This window comes from Paenibacillus sp. FSL R7-0273, from assembly GCF_000758625.1.
In the GTDB taxonomy this organism is placed as follows: domain Bacteria; phylum Bacillota; class Bacilli; order Paenibacillales; family Paenibacillaceae; genus Paenibacillus_AQ.
In genome coordinates this window covers 5,831,699-5,848,140 of the sequence record NZ_CP009283.1, presented here as the reverse complement: position 1 = coordinate 5,848,140, position 16,442 = coordinate 5,831,699, and the positions used below count along the sequence as shown (strand labels likewise).

Below are 16,442 nucleotides of genomic sequence, written 5' to 3'. Positions count from 1 at the left end.
TTTATATCCTAAACCGCCCCAGCGCCCCCTTCAGCTCCTCCGAAGTCTTGACCAGCCCCGCGGCAGAGCGGCTGATCTCATCGATCCCCTCAAGCTGTACCGCAGTAGCGGCCGCGACCTGGTGGGAGCTGGTGCTGGTGGTGCGGGCGATTTCGGTGATGCTGGTGACGGAGGCGGTGATCTGCTGGACTCCGGCGGACATTTGCTCGGAGGCTGCGGCCATCTCTTCGATCTGCGAAGTGATCTGGCCGTTGGTCACGAGGATCTCCCGGAAGTTGTTCTCGGTATCACTCGCGATCTGCAGGCCGGACTGAACCTCGCCGATCATCTGGGCCATGGCCAGCACGGACTGCTGCATTCCGTTCTCCATCTGATGAACCAGCTCGGCAATGCGGGCAGAGGACTGTCCGGACTGTTCGGCCAGCTTGCGGACCTCAGTGGCTACAACGCCGAAGCCCCGGCCATGCTCGCCTGCCCGTGCTGCTTCAATAGAAGCGTTAAGGGCAAGGAGGTTCGTCTGGCCTGCAATCTGCTGGATAACAGCAAGAATAGCGGAGATTTCCCGGGACTGCTCGTCCAGCTGGCGGATGACGCCGTCTGTCTCATGCGCGGAGCGGCTGATCTGGTTCATTTGCTGGACGGTGCTGTTAACGAACCCGGCTCCGGCCTCTGCCTGCAGTCTAGAATGATGGGCAGAGGCGGAAATGTCGGCGGCGCTTTCGGCAATCTTTTGGATTCCGATCGAGACCTCCTCCATAGCCAGCAGATTTTCGTTGCTGCTTTGGGTTTGCATTTCTGCCCCTTGTGCGACCTCTCCGATGGCCAGGGCAATCTGCTTAGACTCTGCAGCTGTCTGCGTTGTGACCTCTTTAATTGTGCCGGTTGCGTTGCCCACCTTGGCTGCTGTGGTGAGACCGTGAGCGATCAGGGTCTGCAGACTGTTTTTCATCTGATTATAGCTTGTGACCAGGTCGCCGATTTCATCCCGTGTAGCATCCTGTATGGAAACGGTGAAGTCACCGCCGCCTGCATGCTGCAATGCTGAGGAGATTCTGCTGAGTCTGGCACTCATCCGGCGGATGAACCACACCATCACCAGAACAGATAGGATTATAGAAATGACTATCACCCACGCAAAATGCTTCATAAAGGAAGCGATAATCACATCAATCAAGCCTTGCGGTGCGCCAACATAGAAAATGCCGATAATCTCATTTTGTTCGCTCAGAATCGGCATATATGCAGTCTGGTAGGTTTGGCCTACTACATCCGCTTCCCCGTAGAACTCTTCCCCCTGGATCAGCACCGCTTGATTGACCTCTTCCGAGACTGCTGTACCGACCGCGCGCTGATCATCGATCATCACGTTAGTCGTTACCCGCTCCTCCCCCTGAAAAATAGTCACCGTATCACCGGTCATCTCGCCGATCTCATCGACAAGTTCGAAATTCCCGTTAATCTGCAGGTTGCCTTTGTAGAGCTGACCGTCTCTGATCTGCCAAGGTCCTGGGTATTTATATTCAAGGAACCCTTCAGCCAGCTTCAGATCGCTCCGCGCCTTCTCCTTGGCAAAGGTGGTAATTCCGCTCTTCATCTCATTAATGGCGACCACCATCACAGCAGCCGAAAAGACAAGCAGCACGCCTATCATAATCATGCTAATTTTGGTTCCGATACTTCTCTTTTTCATCCTTTTCCCGCTTCCCCCAGTCAAAATATCCGGTATGTAAATTAAGCCGCAGCTCTACTATATTTATCGGCAGAAAAATAGCTGTTTATTAAAAATTAAAATCTTTTTCATTTTCAGATAACGACCTTTTAAGACAGCAATAGACAATATTTTCAAAAGTAGTTATCATGGAGCTTGGAGTTAAATTTTGGCATGGTATTTCTTAGTAAAGGGGCGTTGTGATTACACTGGAGGAAAGTCAACCGATTGTTCAATTATTCACTGGGGAGTAGGAGATAAGGTATGTATTCAAAGAGATTACGCATGACTGTGTCACTGGTATTAGTATTTATGTTGTCTTGCATGAATGTGCTGGGAGCCTCAGCAGCTTCGTTAAAAGCCGGGCTGGCTTCCAATGAACAGGCTCAGGATGGCACTCAATCCATTACGGTGAACAGTGTGGTAGATGTCACCTATCACGATCTTAAGGTTCTGCAGGATGTCCGGTTCATCCTTAGTAAGGATGGGGCTGAAATCGCAAGGGTAGTGAAGCCTAAGCAAGAGGCTAAGCATACTGTGCTGGACGCTGTATACACTTCCTTGGAATATAGCCGTATTCCGTTCGCAGGCCTGGCAGCCGGCGGGGAGTATACCTTGCGGGCAGAATATGAAGGGGCAGGGGGAACGATTGTCACTCCGTCCGAGACTGTAAGGGTTCCTTCATCGACCGGAATTGAAATTAACATTGAACGGATGGCTAAGGATTCCGACACCTATGTAAGTGCCGGCAATGCCGAAGTCCGCAGCGACGATAAGAACATCAGAATTACAGTGTTACACAATGGGGTTCCTGCAGCCGGGGAATCTGTCGCAATCTGGAATTATTATTATTCTTCTTATTATACAGCAGATGCCAACGGCCAGATTCTGTTGAAGAATAACGCCAGCTTTACTTTCCGCTCAGCAGTGTCCGTTGTACTGCTAAGACAAGGGAGCGAGCAATACGAGGCTAAGCCTTTCTATGCGACGGATCTGGAGGAAACAGGAACTTATACCGCTGCTATCCGTTATCTTGATGCAGACGGCAAGCTGATGCCTAAACATAGTGAAAGCTCATATATATCGAACGGCTACGTTAACCGTTTCAGCTTACCGGGAATGGATGTCCTTGTGCTGAGAGCCGGTGAAGGTTCAGGAAGTGCTTCAACCCGTTTCACTACAGGCAATGAGACCTATCTGTTCGAGATCGGACAAGCGGCTTTATATTCATCTGTCAGTGGAGTACATAAGGAGATCATTGAAGACGGAAGCAGCTACAGCAGGCTGAGCTTCAATTATACCTGGGACAACAAGCCGATAGAGCTGGAGTCCATTAGTTTGATTAACAATAACCAATACAAGCAGATTAATAACGGATACAATGCTATAAGTCTTACCAATCTTACAGCCCCTGTGCTCTATGTAAAAAAAGATAAGGAATATGAATTTACCGCACTAGGTACGGCTCAGGGTGTGGACGGCAAAGTGGTGGTACGTAAAAGAATTCAACCGACTGAAGCGGCAGAAGAAGTTGCATATAATGCCAAACCAGCTGATTTCAGTGCAATTACACTTCAGGTTCCAGTCATCTATACCGGAGCTGGACAGGTGCACCTCTCTTATCTTAACAGCAAGTATAATTATAGCCAGATAAGCACTGCAATTTCTGCCGGTAAGGGAAAGCTGTATGTCCAAAGAGATGAAGAAATCCACCGGCTGACAGCAAGTCCGGTTACTGAAACCAGTCAATATAGCTATAACGCAGACCGTATTCTGCTGAAAGCCTTCTTCACTCCATCTGAGAGCGTGTATTCTCTGAAGGCCGGCAGTAGCTATACGGCGCAGATCAATACGATTGTTACTGATCCTAACTACAATGGGGAGCCCGAGGCACGGAATGAGCTTGTGCTGGGTGAAAGTGTAAATAACCGTGTAGTAATGAAGGATGAATATGGTAATCTTCTCGATTTGGGTAGTCACAGGCTAGTCGTTGTAGACGCCAAGGGGGTTACCATTGCGGATGACTCGCTCAATTGGTCAGCCATGGAGCAGGACGGCCATCTTCAGCGGATCAACCAGCGTGACTGGAAGCCGGCAGCAGCAGGTGACTACAAAGTCCAGCTGTATTCGTCAGACTACATCAATGGACAACTTGTAAACGGGCCTTTGCTCGCCGAAACGCAGCTAAAGGTTCTGCCCAAGAATGAACTGGATGTTGAAATCAGAGACAAGGACGGCAAGCTGGTTGATCTGGTGGATAAGCCGTACTTAACTGTTGACCAGGCTAACCAGGTTACCTTTACTGTGCGGCAGCATGTGACCGGCGAACAGGGAGCGCTGCAATCCGGTGTCAAAATATACCGCTATGGCCAGCTCCTTGGAGAGACGGATGCACAAGGGCAGTTCACTATACCTGAGGATCAAGGCGTTTATCTCGGTGAGCTTCTGTTTAAGAAGCCTGCTTACCTGTTCAAGAAGGTGAACGTGGCGGTCATTAATCCCGAGAATCAGGCGGTAGTAAGGGTACGTGGGCTGGACAAGGCTGAAGGCAGCACTTATGCCGGCGGTGTACCGCTGGATTATGCAAGTATTCAGGCCGTGGTCAAGAACCCGGACGGCTCCCATATCAACCAATCGGCCTTCATTGATACCTCCGGATCGCAGGCCCTGCTGATTGTCGATTCCCCTTCTGTGGTGGACGTTGACTTCATACGCTATAACCGGAGCTACACAGGGATTGAATCTAAGTTTGGATACTATATGTACGGCTCAGTCCGTACGGAGCCGGGCAAAGAATATTCACTTGTGCTGGATGCCAGACAAGAGCAGCAGGAAGTCAGCAAGGTGATTCTGGACAGACCGGCTGAAGATCTTTCGGTTATTAGAAAAGACTTGGCTGGTGTGAATAATGCACCATACGTAGTTGACAGCAATGCAGTGAATGAGAATTACTTCTATGCTACCCAGGGTACGTACAGTATGCTGGCCCAGACAACGCGGGGAACCTTTATCTACCGTGATAACGTGGTAGTCGGTGCAGGAGACAATACGCTTGTTCTCGATGATTCTACGGCTGGCTTGGCAACTGTAGTCGCACCTGAAGCGGCTACGATTTACAGAGTCGAATATACAACCCCTGATCAGTCGAAGCTGAGCAGCTATGTATATAATATGAATCAGGTTCAATTGACGCCTGGTGATGTAACCATCCAAATGGATCAGTCTATTGGAGCTACAGAATATCAGTTTAATATCCGTTTTGCGCCGGGTTCACTGAAGGCCGGAACGATTACTGAGCTTACAACGCAGACGATACAGGGGCTTGATATTTTTGGACTGCAGGACGGCAAAGTGAAGATATCGCGTGGGACGGGCTCTCTGCGGATAGGTCTGGTTGATACTGCAGGCAATCAGATCGGACAGATTAAGAAGCCGCAGATTCTCGTTACCAACGGGGGCTGGTCCAACGGATACAGATCCGTTTCTCCGGAAACGGCATCCTACGAAGTACAGGATGAGTCCGGTAAAACCCTGATTTCAGATATAGCCGGAGGCTATCCTTTATACGTTTCCACGTATACTTTTGACGCTTATAATGGTTATCGTGAGCTTCCTTCCGGTACGTATGTGATCAAAGCTTCGGTGACGATTGACGGACAGAAGTATAGCCTGGATAAGAAGGTTGTGCTCGAAACATCAACAGATACTATAGTCGATCCTGGCGGGGAGAATCCGGGTAACGGCGGTCCGGGTACGGTTGATCCTGGCGGGGAAACTCCGGGCAACGGCGGCCCAGGCCCAGGCCCTGGTGTAGGTCCTGGGCCGGTTGCACCGGCCCCGTCTCCGGCTCCAGCAGCGGGGAACAGCACTGAGAATGTGCAAAAGCAGAATGACAAGCTGCAGGAATTGCTGACCAATCCGGCTGGCTCGGCTGCGGATAAAGCTGCGGCAGCACAGACTGCAATCAGCAGTATTGCGGATTCTCTCAAATCTGCGGCAACCTCCGCTGAAGCGGAGCAGAACAGCAAGAGTCTTACTCAGGCAATTGACACTGCTGCAGGATTGCTTGGAACCATTCAGGATGCTGCAGCAAAACAAAAGATTGTAGATTCCATCACTGAACTGGTCGGAAGCGCATCTTATCTGCTGAACAAGCTGGACAGCGCTGATAAGGCGGTTACACTGGCGCAGAGTCTGATTACCAATGCGGCGGCGGTATTGAATAATTCGCAGGGTGTAGCAGCCGATGAAATCCAGAAGCTGAAGGAGAATGTGATCTCCTCTAGCCAGACTGCTCTTAATAAAGCTGGTGAGGTTACTATCGCGAAATCCAATGTTACGGTGTCAGGCAACGAGGTGTCTTCACAGCTCGATCAGAGCCTGGTCAGCTCACAGATCCAATCTGCCAAGCAGACCCTGTCGGATCTCTCCAAGAATCTGACCAGTAAGCTGGGGGCAGGAAGTGCCGCAGATCTGAAGGTAGGTATTACCGTTAAGGTACCGGCAGTAGAAGAAGGGATTCACAAGCTGAACACCTCACTTCCGTCGGATATCCTTACACTGGTTAAAGACAATGATATTTCCGGCCTGAAAATCCAGATGGACCAGACCGCATTCACTATTGAAGCAGATACCTTCGGTCCCCTGGAACCAGGACAGACGATTAAGCTGGCAGCAGAGGTTGTTGAAAATGCAGTCGTGACCAAACCAAGCCAGGCTGATCCGCTGGCCAGTATTCCGGTAATGGAGTTCAGTGCGAATATCGGCGGACAGCAGGTCAAAAACTTTGCCAAGCCAATCGATGTTACCTTTGATGTATCCACGATTGATACTGCCAAATACTCTGAAGCCAACCTGGAGAATCTGACAGTATACGTATTAAATGAAGAAAGTCTTACCTGGGAAGCTGTCGGCGGCAAATATGATCCGGTTACCCGCACGGTGACAGCGCCAAGAGGACATTTCAGTAAATATACAGTGATGCTCGCGAAGGCAGCATTCACAGATGTTCCGGCAACCCACTGGGCTGTTCAGGAAATCAGCTACCTGCTGAATAAAGGAATTGTGGACCAGAGCGCGGCATTCCGTCCTGCAGACAAGGTTACCCGTCAGCAGTTCGCGGCTATGATCGCCCGGGCTTATGGTCTGAGCGGCGACGGTCTGGTATTATCGTTCAAGGATGTAACAGCAGCAAATCCATACTACAAAGAAATCGCTGCAGCCTATGCAGCAGGCATTATTACAGGTAAATCGGCTAACGCATTTGACCCGGATGCAACCATTACCCGTGAGGAGATTGCAACAATGCTGGCCCGGGCGCTTACAGCCTTTAACGGCGAGCAGGCTGTCTCCCAGCCTGAATCTGTGAATGCAGTCTTTACAGACGCGGCCAAGATCTCCAAGTGGGCAGCAGCAAGCGTAGCCCTGACCAAGAGTATCCGGTTGTTTGAAGGCTTCGAGGATCAGAGCTTCCGTCCGGCCCAGACCGCAAGCAAAGCGGAGGCCGCAGCGTTAATCTACCGTTTATACCAGCTGAAATAAAACGCAGCAAACAAGCAGGGCAGCCGTCATCCATCTGGATGATTGCTGCCCTGTTTTTCATGTTTCTTTTTAATAGCAATGCGCTATTATAATAGAAATAACATCTTCAGGGAGTGAGCCGAATGGAAAAATATACCAAAATGCTCCTGATGAACCTTACCGTATGTTCCCTAATCTTGAGTATCCTGTATGCCGGTATTATAACTAATATTGATAATAGCCTGGTGTCCGGAGCACCGTATGTCAGCGGCCCGGGGGATGCGGTTGTGTTTATGCTGTTTTTTCTGACTCTGTACATGTGTCATATGGTGCTTAGTCTGCTGCATTATTTTGTGTTCAGGAACACGGCATGGAGGCTTTCCGCGAGATTGATAGCTTTTAACGGCATAGTAGCAGCTATGATTGTCCTCTTATTCCTGTCCTTGAATGAACCGGTTGTGTTGCTCTTACTCATTACTCCGGTGGTCTTTTCGATCAGGGCTGCCTTCTAAAGCTCCTTACAGCACCGGCTTCAGCTTCCAATCCTCCGTACCGCCGCTCCATTCCACATGCATTTGTACGGTAGAATCCTGTTCGGGGATTGTGCCGGTTCCGCCGCTGCTGCCCAGATTGTAAATGACGGATAGTCCGGCTGCTTCCTCCAGCATTCCGCTGCCTGTGGCTGCGCCTTCTGTAGAGTAGGCGTATTTTAATTCTCCAGAAGGGCTTGGTTCTTCACCGATATATTTCATGAAAAGCCTGGTAACATGGATGTCGCTGCCCTTCATCCGATAGACGTAATAGGAAGCTGCCCAGTTGTCCGTGTATCCCTTATATTCATAGATAAACTCCAGCTCCTTGGCCGATTTAATGCCGGTTATATCCTGCTTCTCAATCCCGGCGTAGATACTGTCATCCCCGGTACAGCCGCTGATCACGCATGTGCACACCAGCAGTAACAGACACAATATTTTTTTCAAGTGTGTTCACCGCCCCTATGATTATTTGGGTAATTACAGTAATAGATAATATTATACTATAAAATGGAAATTTGTTTTGATAGTGCACTGTGGAATTAGCTGAATGGAGTCTGTGTTAGGCGGGGGAGGAGAGTATAGATGAATAAGTTATTTAAAAGAGTGTGGAAAATCTCCATCTTTGGGAATATCGCGGCTGTTCTATTCTTCTTTCTACAGGTAAACCGCTTCTTCATAGACGGTATGATTATGGATTTGGTCAGCACTGTTGTTTTGATGGCTTTCGGGATTCCCTCGGTGCTGCTGATTATAGCTTCTATTACTATATTTAATTCCGGCTGGAAGCCGTATAACAAAGCGGGGTATGTGAGTGCATCTGTTATCATTGCAGCTCTGCTTGGACTCGCCGGATATTTCCTTTCATACGTCAGATACCTCTTTTGATAAAAAAAGCCCGCCCCGGCACCCGTAATACATTACGGCTACCGCGAGGCGGGCTTTCTGTTAAAAGCTGTACTACGGCTTAATGTGCCGCATCCGTCTCCACAATCCATACCTCAGGCAGGTTGCGGTACTGCTCGGCGTAGTCGAGGCCGTAGCCGACGACGAATTCGTCGGGGATGTCGATGCCGCTGTAGTCGATGGGGATATCGGCCACGCGGCGGGAGGGCTTGCTGAGAATAGTGCAGATGCGGACGCTGGCGGCTTCGCGGAGGGCGAAGAGCTGCTTCAGGTGCTGCAGGGTGAGGCCGGTGTCGATCAGGTCCTCGACGAGCAGCACATGCTTGCCGCGGATGTCGGTGTCGATGTCCTGCTTGATCGTGATGACACCCGAGGTGGTAGCGCTGCTGCCATAGCTGGATACAGACATATAATCAACGGCGACGGGGAAGGTGATCTCCCGCATCAGATCAGACATGAATACGGCGGCTCCCTTCAGGATGCCGATGAGCACGAGCTCCTTGCCTTCATAATCGCGTGAGATAACGGCGCCCAGCTCCCGTACCTTGCTCTCCAGCTCTGCCTTGCTTACCAGTACCTTGCGTAATTCGTTCATAACCACTGCTCCTTGTGAGTCGATATTATCTGTCAGGATGTGCGATCCTTCTCCTTAAGCATAACATCATGTGCCCCACCTTCGTAAATAGTTGTTGCAGAGACGAGCGTAATTTTGGCGTGCTGCTGCAGCTGGGGGATGGTCAGGGCGCCGCAGTTGCACATGGTGGATTTGATTTTGCTGATGCTGAGATCGAGGTTATCCTTAAGCCGGCCGGCATACGGGATGAAGGAATCCACGCCTTCTTCAAATTCCAGCTTGCTCTCCTTGTCGGCATTGCCGAAGTCGTAGCGCTGCCAGTTGCGGGCCCGGCTGGAGCCCTCGCCCCAGTATTCCTTGACGAAATTACCGCCGACCAGCAGCTTGCGGCCTGGGCTCTCGTCGAACCGGGCAAAATATCGGCCCAGCATGACGAAGTCAGCGCCCATCGCCAAAGCGAGCACAATATGATAATCATGGACGATGCCGCCGTCAGAGCAGATCGGGACGTAAATCCCTGTTTGTTCGTAATACTCCTGGCGGGCTGCAGCCACCTCAATGACGGAGGAGGCCTGGCCGCGGCCGATGCCTTTTTGCTCACGGGTGATGCAGATCGAGCCGCCGCCGATGCCGACCTTGATGAAGTCCGCTCCGGCCTCTACCAGGTAGAGGAACCCTTCCTTATCTACGACATTGCCTGCGCCAACCTTCACATTGTCCCCGAACGTTTCCTTTATATACCGGATAGTCTCCGCCTGCCACTCTGAATAGCCGTCGGAGGAATCGATGCACAGTACATCTGCTCCCGCCTCTACCAATGCCGGAACCCGCTCCTTGTAATCACGGGAGTTGATGCCCGCACCGACGATTAGCTGCTTGTTGCTGTCGTGCAGCTCCAGCGGATATTCCTGATGGCTGTCATAGTCCTTGCGGAAGACCAGATACATCAGATTACCCTCGCTGTTCACGACCGGCAGGCAGTTCAGCTTGTGATCCCAGATCATATCATTGGCCTCGGTCAGCGTAATGCCCTCCTGGGCATAAATTAAGGAAGAGAGCGGAGTCATGAACTCCGTAATCGGGCATTCCGGCGGCAGCCGGTTCTCGCGGTAATCACGGCTGGTGACGATACCCATCAGCTTGCCTGTCGGCTCCCCGTTATCCGTGATGGCGATGGTGGAGTGGCCGCTGCGCGCCTTAAGCTTCAGCACTGCCTGCAGCGTATCCTCCGGACGGAGATTGGCGTCGCTGACTACGAAGCCGGCCTTGAATTTTTTGACTCTGCGGACCATTTCGACCTGCTGCTCGACAGACTGGGAGCCGTAGATGAAGGAGATACCGCCGCTTTTGGCCAGAGCAATCGCCATATTGTGGTCGGAGACTGCCTGCATGACGGCGGAGGTGACCGGCAGATTCATCGTCAGCGCCGGCGTCTCGCCGCGCTTGAATTTGGTTACAGGCGTGCGCAGATCCACGTTGCCGGGGATGCACTGTTTGGTGGTCAGATTCGGAACGAGCAGGAATTCGCTGAACGTTCTGGACGGCTGCTCATAATAATAAGCCATGCTTTTCACTCCTCAAGGTTAGGTTAGCTTTATACCACGGACAGCACTCGTACCGGAATGCCGTAATCGTCTGCGAGCTTAATGTAATGCTCTCCTTTGGCCAGAATGCCCTGTACCCCGACAAGCTCAATCCCCATGACCTTCATCTGGTCTGCAATACAGCGGATCGTTGCCCCGGAGCTGATCACATCATCCAGAATAAGCACCCGGTCACCGCTCGTGAATCCGTCAAAATAAATATAGTTCTCGTTATACGCCGTCTCCCGCTTAATGGACACCTCATAATTGTCGTACAGCTCGGTGCTGAGCCGCAGAATGTTCATCGGCTTGTTCAGCTTGTAGGCCGCCAGCATCCCCCAGGTGTGACCGCCCGGCTCGGGCGAGACGATATAATCAAAAGCGGGAAACTGCTCCGTTATGCTGACGGCCAGGCTGTCAGTAATCTCACTGATCAGCTCCGGATGAATGTAGGTGCCGCGCTCGCCAAAAGGATACAGCTTAAAGTCATAGGCAGTATCTTTATTTTTGTAGATTCTCACGTTTCTGGCATTGCTGATTGATTCACTGAGCCGTGCATAGGATGCGCTCATAGCTTCCACTCCCTTTATCTGATTATGCAAAAGCCCCGGGCAACAAGAGACACCAGCAGGAACAAATACGGCCAAAAGAGAGCGGAACACAGGGAACACTGCGGCTGCTCAGCCTTAAGCTTCTTTATTTGCGGTGTCTCTTGTAGCCTGGGGCAATTTACGGTTGCCTGTAGAAACGCTCAAACCGGATTAATGAGCTTATACAAGAGGTATGTGATTATAAATGTGAACTTCGTGTAAGTTATTGTAACTTTAATTATTTTTAAATATGCTATCATTGTGGATTATATGTGTCAATGCTTGATTTTGTGTAAGTATATATCACATAAAAATTATCAACGTAATTGAATCAGTCTGAAAAGAAGGGTTTTGCTTGGTTTTGCGAAATATTTAGTAAAGATGAACTGCATCAATGGAGGATGATAAGCAATGCGCTTTAGAATGTATCGTGACTATTTTTGGTATATAGCAATGCTCAAAAAGAAGGAAACCTTTATCATTTTAGTGGATTTCGGGATTTTTTTAGCGACAGTATATGCTTTTATCGAACAAATGAGGCTTGAATTCAACAGTAGCGCTATTTCTTTCAGTATCGGGATTCTGTTGTTTCTTAGCCTAATCAAGTTCGTATGGGACTGCTATAAGATGTATTCGGACTATGCTGCTTATAAAGGTGAGGGGAAGTACACTACGGAGCAGATAGAGCAGATTTTAAATGAAAAGGGTATTTACAAGCTTGCTGATATACGGCCAGGCAGTGATGAGGAGAGCAGAGGCTTTCAGGTACATCCTGTTCCAGACAGCAGGGAGTATGTGCTTTACTCGGATGAAATAGACCATTATCTGCGGACCACCGAAATAAGGCTTACTCTCCATACCAGAAAGTATGCAAAGGTTAGAGACCAGATCAAGAAAGAGGGAGATGCCCTGCTTTCGTTCCTGAGATACAATTTCTATAGATCCCTGAATAAAGGCCAGCATTTTTATAACGAGAAAAAGCTGTGCTTGTCCACGGATATTTGTCTACATACCAATGAAGCAGAATGTCATAAAGGAAGTTATTTTGATACATATCTTACAAACATTATCTCGATGCAAAAACTGATTGAAGCTGAAAATCCTGAACGTGCCGTTTTTGACGGGCGCAGAGGTTATCCTTACAGCCTCAATGCCGGAATCCTCAAGCTTTGCAGCATTAAAGATTCATGTGTTAACAATGAGATTGGGGTTTCCACGCTTGCTTTTACTAAGGATGGCTATTTGGTCCTGTGGAATCAGAATGCATTGGCTCAATCAAGCGGCGCTATGCTCGTTCCGTCGGGAAGCGGGTCTGCGGATTGGGCGGATATTGTGGGGACAAACTTTACTAAGTCTATTCAAAAAGGAATGAGCCGTGAGTTAAAGGAAGAGAGCACATTAAACCGGTTATCCGGTGAGGATATCGGCGAAACACGCATTGTCGGATTCTTCCGCTGGATTCGCAAGGCAGGTAAACCGGAATTCGTAGGCATCACTAAAATGAAGGTCGATTGGCTGGATATTAATCCTGAGACAAAAGAGGTAGCACGTATAAGCCATGCTGATAATAAAACGATTAAAACCCTGGAGCAATTAACTACAACCCTGGCAGAGATCAAAGATAGCCCCAATATCTCTGTTCCGTTATATATGAATATTAATGCTTTGGAACGGTATATCGCACGTGATCCTGCAGGAGTAACTGCTTTTTTGGAGCTGAGAGCCCAATAACGAAAGGAATGAGAGAATTGGACAGCATGAACCACAGGGAAGTTGAGACTTACACATTACAGGGTGACGGAGAATGGAATGAGGATGCACTTGTAATCAATGAAGCTGCAGCTGTATACGGGGTTGTGGACGGGGCGACCTCGCTTTCGCCTTACCGGAACCCGGAGGGATTTACGGGAGGGTATCTGGCTGCACGGCTTGCTGCCGGATATTTTGAAGAAGTGAACGGGCTGACGCTGGAAGAGAGGGCGGTTCAGGCCAACGCACGCCTGCGGGAGGTTATGGAAGCAGAGGGCGTAAATGTGCTGAAGCCCTCTGAGCTGTGGTCTGCGGCCTACATTATTGTCAGAATCAATACGTTTTCTATTGAATACGTGCAGTCCGGGGACTGTATGCTGCTGTGCAAGTACAAAGACGGTACGTTAAGGGCACTCACCCATACACAGGTTGCGCATATCGATCAGAGGACGCTGAACCGGATGGCGGAGCTGATTGCGGGCGGGGTGAAAGAGCCGGTGGAGCTGCGCAGGCTGCTTATGCCGATGCTGCAGGATAACCGGAGCAAGGCGAATACGCTGGAGGGGTACGGGGTAATGAACGGCAGTCCGGAGTTTCCTCATTTTTTGGAGAAGGGTACATTCAACCGGGCTAATGTGGAGAGTATTTACCTCGTTACCGACGGGCTGTTCACTGGTGTTGAAGGTTGGGATAAGCTGGTTGCCGGCATCGATCATAAAGGGCTGAAGGGATATACAGATGATCTTTATACGGCTGAGCAGGAGGATGCCAGGCTTCAGGCGACATTGCGGCTAAAAGTGTCCGATGACAAAACTGGGCTGGTACTTCGTTTTCTCTGATTCATAAATAAAATAAAAATAACCCATCATAAACCATAGTACTTTTATGGTTTTTTATTTATAATCATTATTATCTGGATGTCATAAAGAGTTCAAAGGTTTTGTAAAAAGCCGCATTTTGATGTGATATACTTAACACACGTGATTTCGAGATTGTGAAATACAGTGCCTACACCACTGAATATAGACTAGGATGGTGAACAAGCGATGCACATTGTCGTCGTTGGCCTGAATTACCGTACGGCTCCCATCGAGGTGAGAGAGCAGTTCGCTTTTGCGGAGAAGGATCTGCCCGCAGCGCTTCATCAGCTGATGAAGACCAAGAGCGTGCTGGAAGGGGTCGTTGTTGCCACCTGTAACCGTACGGAAATTTATGTGGTCGTAGACCGCCTTCATATGTGCGGATATTTTATCCGCAGCTTCATGGAGCAGTGGTTCAATGTGAAAAGTGAGCAATTTACACAGCATATGTATATATACGAGGATGAGCAGGCCATTGCCCATCTGTTCCGCGTAACCTGCGGTCTGGATTCGATGGTGATCGGTGAGACGCAGATTCTGGGGCAGGTGCGCAATGCTTTTTTGACTGCACAGGGCGAAGGCGTGACCGGAACGTGGTTCAACCAGTTGTTCAAGCAGGCGGTAACCCTCGGCAAACGAGCGCACAGCGAGACCTCGATCGGCGAGAGTGCTGTTTCGGTCAGCTACGCGGCTGTGGAGCTGGGCAAGCGGATTTTTGGCATGTTTACCGGCAAAAGAGTGCTGATTCTCGGCGCCGGCAAAATGAGCGAGCTGACAGTGAAGCATCTGTACAGCAGCGGTGCGGCTGAGGTAATTGTCGCCAACCGTACGCTGTCGCGGGCGGTGGAGCTGGCTGAGAAGTTCGCCGGCCGGCCGAGCACGATCGATGAAGCGATGCGGCATCTGGACGAGGTGGATATTGTAATCAGCTCCACAGGAGCCGAAGGCTATGTGCTGACAGCGGACCAGGTGGCTGCCGGTATGAAGCGCCGCCCGTCGCGTCCGCTGTTCATGATTGATATTGCGGTTCCCCGTGATATTGATCCCGAAGCGGCAAGTGTGCCGGATGTCTTCCTGTATGACATCGATGATCTCGAGGGTATTGTGGAGAGCAATCTGGAGATGCGCCGCAGTGAAGCCGCGAAGATCGAAGTGATGATTGCGGAGGAGATGGACGAATTCCAGGTGTGGCTGAAGACGCTTGGCGTCAGACCGGTCATCCGCGCGCTGCAGGACAAATCAAATTCGATTTATGAAGAGACGATGGACAGCCTGTTCAACAAGCTGCCTGAGCTCGATGACCACCAGCGCAAGGTGATCCGCAGGCTGACCAAAAGCATCGTCAACCAGATGATGCATGATCCGATTAATGTGATCAAGGAAATGTCCGGCGGTGACAAGGGGAATGAAGCCCTTGCGTATTTCACACAGATTTTTGCTCTGCAGGAGCAGCTGGAAGCCGGCAGCGGCGGAAGCAGTCCAGCTCCTGTGCTGCAGCAGCAGAATAATGATGACCGTGTCTCTGCTGCCGAATTCCTTGTGCCTAAGACCGTTTTTGCTCCGGCAGGCCTGCTGGGCGGGTGAGCAGCATGCAACTGCTGAACGGAATATATGATGCCGCTCTGCTGCTATATGCCCTGAGCCTGCTGTTTATTTTCTCGGATTGCCTCAAGCGCAATCCGGGCGGAAAGCGGCTGGGCACAGGGCTTCTTGCCGTTACGGGCCTTCTGCAGCTTGCGGGGCTTGCGGTCCGCTTCTCGCAGGAGGGCGGGCTGCCGATTTTTACGCCGTATGATTTCCTGTTCTGGTTCTCCTTTATCATTGTGCTGACTTCACTGGCGCTTGCTTTTACGCGCGGCGGTGAATTCACCATTCTGCTTATAAGCGGGGCGGGCTTCAGTGTCTTCCTGCTGAACCGGGTGTGGCTGACCGCGGCGGATCACGGGCTGGAGAGCTGGAGGGCGGTGCACGGCTGGCTGGCGATGCATATTATTTTGGCCAACCTGAGCTTTGGCGCACTGACACTCGGGACGGCTTTTGCGATAATGTATCTGTTCCTGCATACGAAGCTGAAAAGTAAAAAATGGGATGACCGCATCCGCCGTCTGCCGAGTCTGGAGACGATGGACAAATATTCATATACCGCCATTCTTGCGGGGGTGCCGCTGCTGATCGTGTCACTGGTGCTGGCGGCGATGTCGATTATTGCCGAGGGGCGGACACCGCTGTTCCAGGATTCCAAGGTGCTGACCACTATGGTTGGGCTTGGGGTATATATAGCGTATATCCTGCTGAAGCGTTCCGGCCGCAGGAGCGGTACGGTGATGGCCCGCTGGGCGATTTCAGGGTATGCTTTTATTATCCTGAATTTCCTGCTGAATTCGTTGTCTGACTTTCACGGCTGGAGCGGGAGGTGAGC

General features: G+C 50.5%; 12 protein-coding genes and 1 riboswitch. Of the genes, 7 read left to right on the top strand and 5 right to left on the bottom strand.

The features are described 5' to 3' along the window. Nucleotide 1: 1 nt before the first annotated feature. The gene (locus R70723_RS25110; protein WP_039876509.1) at nt 2-1,690 is read right to left on the bottom strand and encodes a methyl-accepting chemotaxis protein; all 1,689 of its coding nucleotides are present in this window, start codon (nt 1,688-1,690) and stop codon (nt 2-4) included. A gap of 282 nt (nt 1,691-1,972) precedes the next feature. Here R70723_RS25110 and R70723_RS25105 point away from each other — a divergent pair, with 282 nt between their 5' ends. After that, entirely contained in the window at nt 1,973-7,249 is a 5,277-nt protein-coding gene (locus R70723_RS25105; protein WP_156123844.1) for an S-layer homology domain-containing protein, read from the top strand. Nucleotides 7,250-7,371: 122 nt separating this feature from the next. Beyond that, entirely contained in the window at nt 7,372-7,740 is a 369-nt protein-coding gene (locus tag R70723_RS25100) for a hypothetical protein (RefSeq protein ID WP_039876506.1), read from the top strand. Between the two features lie 6 nt (nt 7,741-7,746). Here the strand turns inward: R70723_RS25100 and R70723_RS25095 are convergent, their stop codons facing one another. Next, on the bottom strand, nt 7,747-8,208 hold the full coding sequence (locus tag R70723_RS25095) for a hypothetical protein (RefSeq protein ID WP_144027108.1): 462 nt from the start codon (nt 8,206-8,208) through the stop codon (nt 7,747-7,749). A gap of 138 nt (nt 8,209-8,346) precedes the next feature. Here R70723_RS25095 and R70723_RS25090 point away from each other — a divergent pair, with 138 nt between their 5' ends. Next, a complete protein-coding gene (locus tag R70723_RS25090; protein ID WP_052421464.1) occupies nt 8,347-8,649 on the top strand; it encodes a hypothetical protein in 303 nt (100 codons plus the stop codon). A 79-nt stretch (nt 8,650-8,728) separates the two neighbouring features. Here R70723_RS25090 and hpt read toward each other — a convergent pair whose 3' ends face one another. The 3 genes from hpt to R70723_RS25075 are packed head-to-tail and all read right to left on the bottom strand — an operon-like array spanning nt 8,729 to nt 11,396. Further along, nucleotides 8,729-9,262, bottom strand: a complete 534-nt coding sequence (gene hpt / locus R70723_RS25085) for a hypoxanthine phosphoribosyltransferase (protein WP_039876500.1) — start codon at nt 9,260-9,262, stop codon at nt 8,729-8,731. Between the two features lie 32 nt (nt 9,263-9,294). Further along, nucleotides 9,295-10,806 carry an IMP dehydrogenase gene (locus R70723_RS25080; protein ID WP_039876498.1) on the bottom strand — a complete coding sequence of 504 codons (1,512 nt, stop codon included), beginning with the start codon at nt 10,804-10,806 and terminating at the stop codon, nt 9,295-9,297. A 29-nt stretch (nt 10,807-10,835) separates the two neighbouring features. Continuing rightward, nucleotides 10,836-11,396 (bottom strand): phosphoribosyltransferase, encoded by a 561-nt coding sequence (locus R70723_RS25075; protein WP_039876496.1) that lies wholly within the window; start codon nt 11,394-11,396, stop codon nt 10,836-10,838. A gap of 123 nt (nt 11,397-11,519) precedes the next feature. Continuing rightward, a riboswitch (purine riboswitch) is annotated at nt 11,520-11,622 on the bottom strand. 203 nt (nt 11,623-11,825) lie between these two features. On the opposite strand from R70723_RS25075, the gene R70723_RS25070 reads away from it, so the two are divergent. The 4 genes from R70723_RS25070 to ccsA all read left to right on the top strand — a co-directional run bounded on the left by R70723_RS25070 (nt 11,826) and on the right by ccsA (nt 16,440). Further along, nucleotides 11,826-13,145, top strand: coding sequence for a hypothetical protein (locus R70723_RS25070; protein ID WP_039876494.1), 1,320 nt, complete (start codon nt 11,826-11,828; stop codon nt 13,143-13,145). 26 nt (nt 13,146-13,171) lie between these two features. Next, the gene (locus R70723_RS25065; RefSeq protein ID WP_179088065.1) at nt 13,172-14,002 is read left to right on the top strand and encodes a protein phosphatase 2C domain-containing protein; all 831 of its coding nucleotides are present in this window, start codon (nt 13,172-13,174) and stop codon (nt 14,000-14,002) included. 207 nt (nt 14,003-14,209) lie between these two features. Further along, the gene (gene hemA, locus R70723_RS25060) at nt 14,210-15,607 is read left to right on the top strand and encodes a glutamyl-tRNA reductase (protein WP_039876490.1); all 1,398 of its coding nucleotides are present in this window, start codon (nt 14,210-14,212) and stop codon (nt 15,605-15,607) included. Nucleotides 15,608-15,612: 5 nt separating this feature from the next. Beyond that, entirely contained in the window at nt 15,613-16,440 is an 828-nt protein-coding gene (gene ccsA / locus R70723_RS25055) for a cytochrome c biogenesis protein CcsA (protein WP_039879250.1), read from the top strand. Nucleotides 16,441-16,442: the final 2 nt, after the last annotated feature.

Excerpts from the sequence above, each read along its gene's own strand:
- R70723_RS25110 (WP_039876509.1), bottom strand. The coding sequence starts at position 1,690 with ATGAAAAAGAGAAGTATCGGAACCAAAATTAGCATGATTATGATAGGC.
- R70723_RS25105 (WP_156123844.1), top strand. The coding sequence starts at position 1,973 with ATGTATTCAAAGAGATTACGCATGACTGTGTCACTGGTATTAGTATTT.
- R70723_RS25100 (WP_039876506.1), top strand. The coding sequence starts at position 7,372 with ATGGAAAAATATACCAAAATGCTCCTGATGAACCTTACCGTATGTTCC.
- R70723_RS25090 (WP_052421464.1), top strand. The coding sequence starts at position 8,347 with ATGAATAAGTTATTTAAAAGAGTGTGGAAAATCTCCATCTTTGGGAAT.
- hpt (WP_039876500.1), bottom strand. The coding sequence starts at position 9,262 with ATGAACGAATTACGCAAGGTACTGGTAAGCAAGGCAGAGCTGGAGAGC.
- R70723_RS25080 (WP_039876498.1), bottom strand. The coding sequence starts at position 10,806 with ATGGCTTATTATTATGAGCAGCCGTCCAGAACGTTCAGCGAATTCCTG.
- R70723_RS25075 (WP_039876496.1), bottom strand. The coding sequence starts at position 11,396 with ATGAGCGCATCCTATGCACGGCTCAGTGAATCAATCAGCAATGCCAGA.
- R70723_RS25070 (WP_039876494.1), top strand. The coding sequence starts at position 11,826 with ATGCGCTTTAGAATGTATCGTGACTATTTTTGGTATATAGCAATGCTC.
- R70723_RS25065 (WP_179088065.1), top strand. The coding sequence starts at position 13,172 with ATGAACCACAGGGAAGTTGAGACTTACACATTACAGGGTGACGGAGAA.
- hemA (WP_039876490.1), top strand. The coding sequence starts at position 14,210 with ATGCACATTGTCGTCGTTGGCCTGAATTACCGTACGGCTCCCATCGAG.
- ccsA (WP_039879250.1), top strand. The coding sequence starts at position 15,613 with ATGCAACTGCTGAACGGAATATATGATGCCGCTCTGCTGCTATATGCC.